This window comes from Arsenicitalea aurantiaca, from assembly GCF_003994485.1.
Classification (GTDB): Bacteria; Pseudomonadota; Alphaproteobacteria; order Rhizobiales; family Devosiaceae; genus Arsenicitalea; species Arsenicitalea aurantiaca.
This window is the reverse complement of the sequence record NZ_RZNJ01000002.1, coordinates 286,149-295,923: the sequence shown is the minus strand read 5'-3', so window position 1 is coordinate 295,923 and position 9,775 is coordinate 286,149. Positions and strand designations below refer to the sequence as shown.

16 protein-coding genes are annotated in these 9,775 nt (G+C 63.8%); 4 read left to right on the top strand and 12 right to left on the bottom strand.

From position 1 onward, the window contains the following. Positions 1-62: 62 nt before the first annotated feature. Genes EMQ25_RS05835 through EMQ25_RS05825 form a run of 3 tightly spaced genes read left to right on the top strand, consistent with a single transcriptional unit; the run spans position 63 to position 1,517 of the window. Positions 63-722, top strand: coding sequence for an SOS response-associated peptidase (locus EMQ25_RS05835; protein WP_127187623.1), 660 nt, complete (start codon positions 63-65; stop codon positions 720-722). Next, positions 709-966 (top strand): hypothetical protein, encoded by a 258-nt coding sequence (locus EMQ25_RS05830; RefSeq protein ID WP_127187622.1) that lies wholly within the window; start codon positions 709-711, stop codon positions 964-966. The genes EMQ25_RS05835 and EMQ25_RS05830 overlap by 14 nt, the downstream gene beginning before the upstream one ends. A 59-nt stretch (positions 967-1,025) precedes the next feature. Further along, positions 1,026-1,517, top strand: a complete 492-nt coding sequence (locus tag EMQ25_RS05825; protein ID WP_158625974.1) for a helix-turn-helix domain-containing protein — start codon at positions 1,026-1,028, stop codon at positions 1,515-1,517. Here the strand turns inward: EMQ25_RS05825 and EMQ25_RS05820 are convergent. Then, a complete protein-coding gene (locus EMQ25_RS05820; RefSeq protein ID WP_127187620.1) occupies positions 1,514-1,981 on the bottom strand; it encodes a hypothetical protein in 468 nt (155 codons plus the stop codon). The two genes, EMQ25_RS05825 and EMQ25_RS05820, sit on opposite strands and share 4 nt — an antisense overlap. A 227-nt stretch (positions 1,982-2,208) precedes the next feature. Between EMQ25_RS05820 and EMQ25_RS05815 the strand changes: the two genes are divergently transcribed. Continuing rightward, a complete protein-coding gene (locus EMQ25_RS05815) occupies positions 2,209-2,925 on the top strand; it encodes an outer membrane protein (protein WP_127187619.1) in 717 nt (238 codons plus the stop codon). Positions 2,926-3,132: 207 nt separating this feature from the next. Here the strand turns inward: EMQ25_RS05815 and EMQ25_RS05810 are convergent, their stop codons facing one another. The 11 genes from EMQ25_RS05810 to EMQ25_RS05755 form a co-directional block, all read right to left on the bottom strand. Then, positions 3,133-3,468 carry a hypothetical protein gene (locus EMQ25_RS05810; RefSeq protein ID WP_127187618.1) on the bottom strand — a complete coding sequence of 112 codons (336 nt, stop codon included), beginning with the start codon at positions 3,466-3,468 and terminating at the stop codon, positions 3,133-3,135. After that, positions 3,455-3,889 (bottom strand): hypothetical protein, encoded by a 435-nt coding sequence (locus tag EMQ25_RS05805; protein ID WP_127187617.1) that lies wholly within the window; start codon positions 3,887-3,889, stop codon positions 3,455-3,457. The genes EMQ25_RS05810 and EMQ25_RS05805 overlap by 14 nt, the downstream gene beginning before the upstream one ends. Next, entirely contained in the window at positions 3,886-4,287 is a 402-nt protein-coding gene (locus tag EMQ25_RS05800) for a hypothetical protein (protein WP_127187616.1), read from the bottom strand. The genes EMQ25_RS05805 and EMQ25_RS05800 overlap by 4 nt, the downstream gene beginning before the upstream one ends. Then, positions 4,284-5,000 carry a lysozyme family protein gene (locus EMQ25_RS05795; protein WP_127187615.1) on the bottom strand — a complete coding sequence of 239 codons (717 nt, stop codon included), beginning with the start codon at positions 4,998-5,000 and terminating at the stop codon, positions 4,284-4,286. The genes EMQ25_RS05800 and EMQ25_RS05795 overlap by 4 nt, the downstream gene beginning before the upstream one ends. Before the next feature lie 366 nt (positions 5,001-5,366). Next, positions 5,367-5,633: a hypothetical protein gene (locus EMQ25_RS18015; protein ID WP_158625973.1), complete on the bottom strand. Its 267-nt coding sequence runs from the start codon at positions 5,631-5,633 to the stop codon at positions 5,367-5,369. Then, the gene (locus EMQ25_RS05785) at positions 5,633-6,040 is read right to left on the bottom strand and encodes a hypothetical protein (RefSeq protein WP_127187613.1); all 408 of its coding nucleotides are present in this window, start codon (positions 6,038-6,040) and stop codon (positions 5,633-5,635) included. Before EMQ25_RS05785 ends, EMQ25_RS18015 begins: the two co-directional genes overlap by 1 nt. Before the next feature lie 4 nt (positions 6,041-6,044). Further along, complete coding sequence (locus EMQ25_RS05780; RefSeq protein ID WP_127187612.1) at positions 6,045-7,379, bottom strand: hypothetical protein; 1,335 nt, start codon at positions 7,377-7,379, stop codon at positions 6,045-6,047. A 10-nt stretch (positions 7,380-7,389) separates the two neighbouring features. Continuing rightward, positions 7,390-8,295, bottom strand: a complete 906-nt coding sequence (locus EMQ25_RS18010) for a hypothetical protein (protein ID WP_158625972.1) — start codon at positions 8,293-8,295, stop codon at positions 7,390-7,392. A 3-nt stretch (positions 8,296-8,298) separates the two neighbouring features. Then, on the bottom strand, positions 8,299-8,679 hold the full coding sequence (locus EMQ25_RS05765) for a hypothetical protein (RefSeq protein WP_127187609.1): 381 nt from the start codon (positions 8,677-8,679) through the stop codon (positions 8,299-8,301). Beyond that, positions 8,676-8,963, bottom strand: coding sequence for a hypothetical protein (locus EMQ25_RS05760; RefSeq protein WP_127187608.1), 288 nt, complete (start codon positions 8,961-8,963; stop codon positions 8,676-8,678). The genes EMQ25_RS05765 and EMQ25_RS05760 overlap by 4 nt, the downstream gene beginning before the upstream one ends. After that, positions 8,963-9,769, bottom strand: coding sequence for a hypothetical protein (locus EMQ25_RS05755; protein ID WP_127187607.1), 807 nt, complete (start codon positions 9,767-9,769; stop codon positions 8,963-8,965). Before EMQ25_RS05755 ends, EMQ25_RS05760 begins: the two co-directional genes overlap by 1 nt. Positions 9,770-9,775: the final 6 nt, after the last annotated feature.

Here is a 9,775-nt window from a genome sequence, read left to right as displayed (position 1 = left end):
TAAGGCGTAAGTTTTCTTGGCGAGCGACGGCGCAAGCGCTAGACTCTCGAAGCGGAGCCGCCATGTGCAATCTCTACTCAATGACGAAGGGCCGCCAGGCCATCATCGATTTTGCAAAGGCGACGCGCATCGTCGACGGGATCGGCAACCTCGCGCCCATGCCCGGGATCTTCCCGGATTACCCCGCGCCGATCGTCCGCACCGTTGAGGGCGAGCGCGAGCTCACCCTCGCCCGCTGGGGCATGCCTAGCCCGCAATTCGTGCTGAAGGACCGCACCGTCGATCCGGGCGTCACCAATGTGCGCAACACGACGAGCCCGCACTGGCGCCGCTGGCTCGGCCCAGGCAATCGCTGCCTCGTGCCGTTCTCGAGCTTCTCCGAATACGAGACCCTGCCCGACGGCAGGAAGGTGCCGGCATGGTTCGCGTTCGACGAGAGCCGGCCCCTCGCCTTCTTCGCCGGGATCTGGACGAACTGGACGAGCACGCGGAAGACGAAGGAAGGCGAGGTCAACGCCGATCTCTTCGCCTTCCTCACCTCGGAGCCCAATGCCGAGGTCGGCGCCATCCACCCCAAGGCCATGCCCGTCATCCTCACCACGTCCGACGAGCTCGACATGTGGATGACGGCGCCCTGGGAGATTGCGCGCGAGCTGCAGCGGCCGCTGCCGGATGGTGCTCTGCAAATCGTGGCGAGGGGAAGGAAGGATGATGCAGCCTGAGGTGAAGCCGCCCGTGCGGCCGGCGAGCCATCCCGATCGCACGCTCGACTGCGAGGAGGCGCTTGAGCCGGGGCTGATGAAGCTCGTCGCCGCGGCCGAAGCCGCCGGCTGGGACCGCGCCGAGATCTGGCCCGCCCTGACCAGCCTGGCCGTCAATCACATCGAGGGCGACATCGAAAACGAAAAGCTCGAGGCCGAGCTGCGCACGGCGCGCATCGCGCACCTGCTCTTGCTCGACCGCTAGCGGGCCGCGTCGAAATGGAGCAGCCCGAGCGTATTCGTCGTCCCCACTCGCAAAGGCCGATGTCCGCCTCGCCTGAGGAAATCGCGATCATCCGCGCCATGGTCGCCGATGGCGCCACGCTGAAAGCGATCGCCGAGGCTCTCGGGATCAACAAGCAGACCGTCCGCCGCTGGGTGGATGCCGCAGGCTTCCCAGCCTACAAACGGGCCCACCGGCATACGCCCGACACCGATCGGGCGATGCTGAAGGCGGCGAGCGAGGGCCGGTCCACTCGGGAGATCGCCGAGCACCTCGAAATGAAGTTCGAAACAGTCAGGACGCGGCTGCTCATCCTCGCCGGGCAGGGAATCACTCATGAGAATGGCCGCGAGTATGTCGATCCGCGCCGCCGGTTCACCCACACCGAAGAGACCGATCGCATCATCCGCGAATGGACGCGGAAAGGTCGCACCGCCGCGGCGATCGCCAGGGCGCTTGGCACGAACCGCAGCGTCGTCATCACCCGCGCGCACGCCCTGTTGCAGGACGAAACCGCCGAACGCGACGGCTAAGCCCCCTTCTTTCCGCCCGGCACCACGACCAGCCGGCTGTCGCGCAGCACGAACGCGCCTTCGGTCAGTGAGAGCCGCCGGCCGGGATAGGCCTGCACTGCCGCCTCGAACGCCGCATGCGCCACGCTGATGTGGCCAACCTTCGCCAGCACGCTCACCAGCACCTCGCTGCCGACGTCCCGATTCTCCACCGCATAGGGAAGCCCGCCCATCAGCGGCTGCGGCGTCTTGGGTACACCCATCCAGATATGCACGCCCTTGCCGTTGCAGGCCGGGCAGCGCATGCGCTCGGAAAAGTGCCGCTGCCCGCGCACCGGCCAAAGGCTGTGTGCGCCGCCGACATAGTGGATGACCTTGGGAAGATCGACGAGCCAGCGATGCCGGCACTGGAGCTGGAGGCAGGTCGCGACCAGCTCCTGCCCGGTCACCCGGGCATCTTCCAGTGTCTTCAGCGTCCGCGGCATAAGGGGCTCCTCATCACGAGGAGCCGAGTCATTGCTCCAGAGCAAAGAGCGAACAAGCGGTTGAGCCAGTGAGCATATAGCGGGCTTGGACGCGCCGATGCGTGCTTTCGCAACAATGCGTCAAAATTCTGGCGGTGTTGCAACGCCGCAATATTCACGAGAGCAATTCTAAGGCATGTTGGGCTTGCGGGGGTTTCGCGCCGTGATGGCGCCTTGGGGACTGTAAAATGATCAGAAAATTTCTTCTTGGAACGGCGCTTGCGCTGGTCGCGTCGGCGGGCGCGGTCAAGGCAGCCGACTTCGCTTTGCCAAACTACGATGTTGCCATGACGTCCACCTATGATTGGACCGGGTTCTACGTTGGTGTCGTCGGGGGTGCTGGGATCCTGAACACGAACTTCAGCGACGTGAGCGAATACCTATCGTATAACGCCGTCGACCTCTCCGACTGGGGCGGCTCCCTTGGCGTGACTGCCGGTTACAACTACCAGATCGGCTCTGCCGTCTTCGGTCTCGAAGGCGACCTGAACTGGGCGTCCATGTCGCAGAGCTACTATGACGACTATGAGGACACACAGTACAATCGCTCGTGGGACTGGTACTCGACCATTCGCCTGCGCGCGGGCGTGGCCACTGACAACGCCCTCTTCTACGCCACTGCTGGTGTTGCAATGGTCGGTGTCGACCTCAGCGGGGTCTATGATCCTGACGACTACGAATGTGGCGAATACTATAGCTTCTGCGTCAATGAGACCCAGTTCGGCTTCGCTCTTGGCGCAGGCGCTGAGATCGCGCTGAATGACAGCACGTCACTCAAACTCGAGGGTATGTACATCGGCCTTCCGACTACGACCGAGTCCGATCCGGAATCGGGCTATGACGACGTTTACATCATGAGCTCTAGCGCTGTGCTGGCTCGTGCAGGTTTGAATTTCCGCTTCTAGCCGCTTCCCAAGAGCAGCATAGCGAACCTCCGGCGTTCCGTGGCGCCGGGGGTTTTTTGTTGTCGGCGTTGCGCGTGCTGATAATGTCTGGCTGCGGCACACCCTGAGATAGCGCCGCCGGCCGGGCCTTGCTGCTCCCCCCAGGGCGCGAGCCCGGCCAGTCTTGACGTGGACAAATCAATTCACCCTCCACAGCTAGGCCGACGACTATCCTCGGCGGGTGACTTCTCGGTGGATGCGCATTTCCTCGCGCACCTTGTCCATCTCATCGCCAAGCCGTTCGTAGCGCTCAGCGACAAGCTTCAGGGTGACGTTCATCGAGGTGACGGCAACAGTCAGCCCATCCACTGCGCCGGTGGCACGATCAAGGGCTGAGGAATCAACAATGACGGCGGCGACCTGAGCGGCAGCGCTACCGCCAGACGGCGTGGCCCGCCTACCCTCTTTTATGCCCAGCCAGACGAATGCGAAAATGACGGCAAGGCTGATCCCGAAGGATACGGCCGCCCACGGAGGCAGTCCGGTGAGATCAGGGAGCTGCATTGCTTTCTCCGGCGTCGTGAGCAGCACGATAGATGTTCATGAGCTCTACCAGTGCGAACACCGGATAGATGGCGAGCCAGGTGCTGACGACACCGGAAAGAGCGTAGCCGGTGGTAATGCCGACGAAGAGGAGGAAGCCGAGCGAGGCGGACACCACGCGGATCCAAGGCGTGACGTTCTTCCGCGCGCCGTTGACCACGAGGCCTCCAAGCCTGAGGAAGCCGAGGGCAAGCATGATGAAGCCGAGAAGCGTCTCGTCCCCGAAGATGATGCGGAAGCCGGACCACGTAGGCTGATCGAATGTGCGCTCGGGCAGCAACAGCACCGCGCCCCACAGCGCAGTGATGACGGCTAGAATCCATTCCGTCATCCGCGGACCGAACCGGTGCTGTATGCGGATCCAGAGGCCCGGGCCGGTCATTTCTGGCCCCCGAGACTGGGCATGGTGAACGATGCCGGCAACGGAAGGTGGGGAACGGCGAGCTCGCGCAGGACTTCGGGTGTCAGACCCAGCCGCCGCACGGTGTCCGGGTTCCTCGCCTCGACATAGTGCTGAGCGAATTCCAGCACCCAAGGGTCGGATGCGTCCGACATGAGGGAATAGCCTCGCTGAGCTTTGAGAGCCTGGAGCCCTGCCTTCACGCCGTTCCCGAGCGCTTTGTGGAGCGCGTCCCTGTGGCTCGCCTCGATCTGGTAGCCGGTCATCCTGTGCCAGCGGACAACTGCCCAACTGACTGCCGCGGTCACCGCAGTCAACAGCAGCGGCTCGAGCACGGCCCATGCGATCTGAATCGCGATCGAAGACCAGATTGCGTTCATGCGCCAACTCCCACGATGATCGCCACTGCGGCGATGGCAGCGAGGACAGCGAACACGAGAGGCCATGCCTGCCCGTTATCCTTGCCCTGCACGGGCGGGACAGGGGCCGGCTGGGGGATAGGCCGGGACGGCGCAGGAGCGGGCTGTGGCGCAGGCTGAGGCGGCACCATCTCCACCGACTTCGCGTAGGCAATGACGGCCTCAACGTCCTCGGGCTTGGTTAGGGCCTTGTTGAGCCCGTCCCCGGCATAGTAGCTCTGCCCACGGTTCACCTGGCGGTGCTGGCCCTGCGTCGTCGCAAGGACAGGCAGAGACGCCCATTCCATGGCAAGCCGCTTGCCGAACTCCACTGCATTGATCCGCCCGGCCATGAAGGCTTCATAGCCGCGCCGCTTCAGAAGGTGATAGGCCAGCCGGTCCTGCAGGTTCGGGTTCATCACCTGCGTACCGCGAAGGCCGAGCTCGCGCTTCAGGTCCTTCAGCGTGGCGTTCATGAACTGATAGCCGCCCGCTGCCGAAGACCGCCATGCGCGCGTCCAACTCGGGCCGGCTGCAATCACCTCATCCACCGTCATGGTCGTCAGCGGCTTGGGCAGCTTCGATTCATTGTGGCCGAAGACGACCTCGTAGGACGATGCGTCGGCCTTCCCTGTTTCGATCTTGCGGATGAAGTCGAGCAGCACCGCTGCCCCCGCTGGGACGTTCGGGTCCATCGGGCTCTCCAGTTCTGGTGGTGGTCAAAGAAAAGCCCCGCGCGAGGGCGGGGCATTGCGGGCGGACTCGACTAGGCGGCCAGGCGATGCCACATTCGGCGCGATTGACCTGGAGGGCTTAGATGTCGGGACCTGAGTGGAAGCTAAGCGACGACCTCAAGACGGTGACAATCACATTCCCCACCAGTCCACCCGTCCAATTCGTTCTGGACGCCGCCGCCGTAGACGATCTCCTAAGGAACCTGGGGGAGCTTCGGGCGCATATGACGCCACCAGTGCCCGCCGATTACCAAATTGGGCAGAAGGTTGCCGCCATTCCAGACCCCCGCTGGTATACAGAGCCTGAAATGCTGAGCGGCGACAGCCTTATTCATGTTCGCGATCCGCGCTTTGGCTGGCTGCACTATCTCCTGCCAAGGGCTTCCGCTCAGCAGCTTGCCCAGTATCTGACGCGGCAAGCAGAAGATGAGCCTTGTCCACCAACACGGCCGAATTGAACGCACCGCTGCCGCCAGCACCAGACAGAGTCGGATGCGCACCGCCCCCTCCTTTGCCGGTCACGACCAACGGTGTCAGGCCGGGTGGGAAGCTGAAGCTGCCCCAACTGAGGAAGACCATTGCGTCTTCGTTCATCACTGCTCCTCCTGAGCCAGAAGTTCATCGGCCCGCGTCTCACCAAGCGCCTCTGCTACCGTCCAGTGCAGCACGGCGAACAGCGGATCGTCGGAAACGAAATACTCCGAGGCGTAGAACATCTGCCGAAGCTTGGGTTCGGCCTGCTGCAGCGCTGTCTCCAGAGTGCCGGATTCGGCATTGCTCTGGCGCGCGATGAAAACAGAGCGGTAGAGCCTATAGGTGGGAGGCGGCGGGGATGCAGGAGGCGAAAATATCTCCCCATCCCAAGACCAGCCATCCTCTACCGGTCCCGCGGTTTCGATGACATCCGCCATCAGTTCCGGGCTAAGCGGAGGGACGTCTGCCTTGGCAGTATCACGCCAGATTTGATGCGCTCGCGCATGGACGATCAGGACACTGTGCATGGTGCTAACTCGTATATTCGTAAACGACGACGACGCCCTGCCCGCCAACAGAACCTTGGGTGCCAGAGCCCGCCGTCCCGCCCGCACCAACAGTCACGGTTACGGTTGATGCCAGACTTGCAGCTTGGATGACTTTCTCGGAGTATCCACCACCGCCGCCACCGCCGCGCCCTGCGACCTGCGCCGCAGCCCCCGAGCCATAAAGCAGCCCTGTCCTATTCGTGAACGCAAAAACATAAGGTCCCCCGAAGGGGCCGTTGGAGCTGCCGCCATGCCCCTGCCCTGCTGTCCCACCGTTCCATGCGCCATCTTCACCGGAAATGTTTATATCGCCGCTAGACCCACTGCCAGCAGTGCCGCCTGCGGATGCTGTGCCGCCACCGCCGCCCGTTGCGGATAGGTGCGTTCCGAATGATGACGTGCCACCATTGCCGCCATCACCAGAACTACCGCGAGAGCCGCCGCCGCCTGCGTTGAGCATGACATGAGCGTAGACCAGCCCCGCCGGCTTGGACCAGGTTGCCCCTGACGTGTAGAAGCGGATCGCGGTCAGCGTTGCGCCGCCCCCACCTGCTGGTGCAGAGCTCGTCCATGTCGTGCCATTCGATGTGAGGACGTTGCCCGAACTGCCGGGTGCGACCGCTTGGAATCCAGACGTACCATTGCCTAGAAGCACATTGTTCGCAGTAAACGTCGCCGCGCCAGTTCCGCCGTTTCCTACAGGCAGAGTGCCCGTAACAGCCGCGCCTTGGCCTAGGTTCACCGCGCCGAAGCCAAGCGTCGTGCCGGAACGGCGCAGTACCTGATGGTCGGTTCCCGCCGCAATCGCCGAAACGTTGGCGGATGAGTTTCCACTCACGCCCAAAACGGACAGCGCTGACCCCTGCGCCAGTTTGGCGAAAGTAATCAGGTTGTCGGCAATCATGCCGATCGTGATCCCGCCGAAGCCGAGCGCATTACTGACCCTGCGCAAGATCGTATCGTTCGCAGACGCCTGAATATCCGCCGCATCGCCAGAACTGTTGGCTGAACGGCCAATGACTGAGGTTGCCGCACGGGATGCCGTCTGTATGGCCCCCGTTATCCGGCTATCATCGCCCGCAGCAACTGTGCCGGTCGTGGTGCCGACATCGCGAGAAGCGGAGTTGCCCAAGTCCTCCGGCTGCACCGCCGTATCGGCCTTGCCGCCCTGCGTTGCTGTGGCGAAGTCGCTGGAGGCTGCGCCCGCGGCAGTGCCGAGCGTTGCACGGCGCGAATTGGGCTCGCGGAAAACATGCACCTGGTCGCCAGCCTGCGGCGCCCCGCCATCCGTGAGATCGGGGATCGTCTTGTCAGCCATGCTGTCCTCGCTAGTAGAAGATCGCCATCACCACGCGGCGGGCATCCTCGGTGATGATTTCCGCTGTCATCTGTGGCTGGCCCGACGCGAGCGCGCCGATGGCCTTGATCTCGATCCGCGCCGTGCCGTCGAGAAGCGCTGCTTCGGAGATGAGATCGCCAGACGCCGCGATCAGCGCCTTCACCGCCCCATCGATCCGCGCCGGCTCTGCGGCAAGAGCACCGGACGCGACCACAGCCATCCGCACCGCGCCGACAAGGCCTGCTGGACCTGCCTCGAGCGCGGCATAGGCCCTCACCCGGTCAGTTGTGCTGATGAACCCGCCAAGCGCGGCAGGCTCGGCAACGAGCACGCCCGCCCCGCTGACGAACACGCCCACCGTCCCCGACACCTGCCCCGGCCCGGAGGCCAACGCGCCGGATGCGCCGATCAGAGCGCGCGCGGCACCCGAGAGGGCAGCGTCATCGGCATTGAGCACCCCGGTTGCGGAGACGAGCGCAGAAATCGCCCCCGAGAGCAGCGCATCATCGGCGAGGAGTTCGCCCGAAGCCGAAACGAGCACCGCCCCTACCCCGGACACTGCCCCGTCTCCGGCGAGCATTTGCCCGCTGGCGGCAATCCGGGATGAGGCAGCGCCATCCACCATGGCGGGGGACGCCCCCAGCTCAGCGACAGCGCGGATGATCGTCTGGTCGACGGTGACGGAGCCGGCCAGTGCGCCGTCCTCGGAGACGAGCACTGCTGTTGCCGTAACTATCGGGCGCACTTCGCTGTCGAGGGCAGCCGCCCCCGATTGAAGCGCTGCGGACAGCTCGACCAGGCTCAGAAGCTCGACATCGCCGCCGCCCTGCATGTCGCCCGACAAGAGGACGGCATCATTGCCATCCTGCATGTCGCCCGAGAGGAGAAGCCGCATGGATTATTGCGGCGCTTCGTAGGTCAGGCTTTCGAGCGAACAATCCTGCCCGAGGGCGATGTTGGTGTTCGTCACCTCGATGTCGCCGCCCATGCCCACCGCGGTAACCGAGCCTGAGAGCTGGGGGTCGCCGTTCTTGTCGTAGGTGATGAAGTTGTCGACGCCCGGGCCAGAGTCACTGGCCGTTGCTTCGATAGGCGTGCTGGCCGCCGTGATGATGCCCGAGCTTGCAGCACCGAACGGCGTCGCCGCCAGGTTGAAAGTCACGATCGGATCGGAGCCGTCTCGCAGCACGAGCGTCGCGGTGCCGCTGCCCACCTCATGGGCTTCCTTGACAGTGGTGGCGAGCGCGTTGCGCAGGGCCATGACATGAGTGACAGTCATTTCGCTTGCTCCTTCTTGCGAGCGGTTTTCTTCGGGGTGACCTTCACCGCCCCCTTGAGGCGTGCAGGGCTTGGGCTGAGACGGTTTGCGGACCGCTCCCGGGCAGATAGGGCGCGGCTGGCCTTGCCTTGGGCGAGCAGGCCATTGGCGAATTCGAGGTTGCGCGGGGTGACGCCGTAGTCACTGCCCGGCAGGTAGCGAGCCAGCAGAGCACCTTTGGGTGTCTTGATCTCGACGGTTTCAGAGACCTGAAACCGGTCCCCCTTGACGAAAAGCTCGGTCATCAGCGGTTTCCTGTGAGCGTGATGGAGATATCGGCCAGCGTCGCGTCTCGGGGATCGGGCGCGGTGATGGTGAGGATGTCGAAGCTGTCGAAGGTTACGGCGCCCGGCGCGACGATAAGCCCGATCTGGCTCGCCGCCTCGAATGTCACAGTTCCAAAGGCAGTGCCGTTCTTAGCGAGAATGAATTCTGCATCGTCGTCGGCAGCCACTTCGCTTGAGGCAGCGCTACCTGTGAGCCCAGCGGGGAAGGTGATCGGCGTGGCCGAAAATACCTGGCGCAGCAGCAGCTCTCCGGGGCGGGGCTTGCCCTGAGCGAAGATCACCGCATCGAACTTGTCGCCAACGCCCTGCTCTCCGGGCACGAAAGGCCCGAGATACATCCAGAACTCGGTATCCCCCGGAGGGGAGGTCTGCGGCGCATTGCCTTCGTTTTCGTCGACGAGCGATGCAAACAGCGACGATCCGGACCGCACATAGTCACTCGTCTCGTATATGGCCTCGGGGTCGTATTCGCCCTTTGGCCGCGCAAACTGCAGGTCCGCTTCAGCCCCGCGCCCGACAGCCACGAACCGAAGGACGCGCTCGTATCCGCCCTTGCGCAGCGTGACCCGGTAGGCGTTACCCGGGAGGTGGCAGAAGACTTTCCCGTCAGGGACGAGAAAGGTGCTGCCCAGCGAGACGGTGCCCGCGCGATCCTGATAGGCCTGCTGAAGCCCCCCGCTCTCGCGACGGATCTCGACCATGACATTGGTCAGAATATTGCCGGCCTCGTCCGTGGCGTCGAACCGGAGCGCTGCATAAGCCATCAATTA

What these genes read in the sequence shown, in the direction of transcription:
- EMQ25_RS05820 (WP_127187620.1), bottom strand. Translation starts at nt 1,981, where the DNA reads ATGCCGCGGACGCTGAAGACACTGGAAGATGCCCGGGTGACCGGGCAG.
- EMQ25_RS18010 (WP_158625972.1), bottom strand. Translation starts at nt 8,295, where the DNA reads ATGCGGCTTCTCCTCTCGGGCGACATGCAGGATGGCAATGATGCCGTC.
- EMQ25_RS05795 (WP_127187615.1), bottom strand. Translation starts at nt 5,000, where the DNA reads ATGGACCCGAACGTCCCAGCGGGGGCAGCGGTGCTGCTCGACTTCATC.
- EMQ25_RS05785 (WP_127187613.1), bottom strand. Translation starts at nt 6,040, where the DNA reads ATGCACAGTGTCCTGATCGTCCATGCGCGAGCGCATCAAATCTGGCGT.
- EMQ25_RS05830 (WP_127187622.1), top strand. Translation starts at nt 709, where the DNA reads ATGATGCAGCCTGAGGTGAAGCCGCCCGTGCGGCCGGCGAGCCATCCC.
- EMQ25_RS05810 (WP_127187618.1), bottom strand. Translation starts at nt 3,468, where the DNA reads ATGCAGCTCCCTGATCTCACCGGACTGCCTCCGTGGGCGGCCGTATCC.
- EMQ25_RS05805 (WP_127187617.1), bottom strand. Translation starts at nt 3,889, where the DNA reads ATGACCGGCCCGGGCCTCTGGATCCGCATACAGCACCGGTTCGGTCCG.
- EMQ25_RS05760 (WP_127187608.1), bottom strand. Translation starts at nt 8,963, where the DNA reads ATGACCGAGCTTTTCGTCAAGGGGGACCGGTTTCAGGTCTCTGAAACC.
- EMQ25_RS05765 (WP_127187609.1), bottom strand. Translation starts at nt 8,679, where the DNA reads ATGACTGTCACTCATGTCATGGCCCTGCGCAACGCGCTCGCCACCACT.
- EMQ25_RS05755 (WP_127187607.1), bottom strand. Translation starts at nt 9,769, where the DNA reads ATGGCTTATGCAGCGCTCCGGTTCGACGCCACGGACGAGGCCGGCAAT.
- EMQ25_RS05780 (WP_127187612.1), bottom strand. Translation starts at nt 7,379, where the DNA reads ATGGCTGACAAGACGATCCCCGATCTCACGGATGGCGGGGCGCCGCAG.
- EMQ25_RS05835 (WP_127187623.1), top strand. Translation starts at nt 63, where the DNA reads ATGTGCAATCTCTACTCAATGACGAAGGGCCGCCAGGCCATCATCGAT.
- EMQ25_RS05825 (WP_158625974.1), top strand. Translation starts at nt 1,026, where the DNA reads ATGTCCGCCTCGCCTGAGGAAATCGCGATCATCCGCGCCATGGTCGCC.
- EMQ25_RS05800 (WP_127187616.1), bottom strand. Translation starts at nt 4,287, where the DNA reads ATGAACGCAATCTGGTCTTCGATCGCGATTCAGATCGCATGGGCCGTG.
- EMQ25_RS05815 (WP_127187619.1), top strand. Translation starts at nt 2,209, where the DNA reads ATGATCAGAAAATTTCTTCTTGGAACGGCGCTTGCGCTGGTCGCGTCG.
- EMQ25_RS18015 (WP_158625973.1), bottom strand. Translation starts at nt 5,633, where the DNA reads ATGAACGAAGACGCAATGGTCTTCCTCAGTTGGGGCAGCTTCAGCTTC.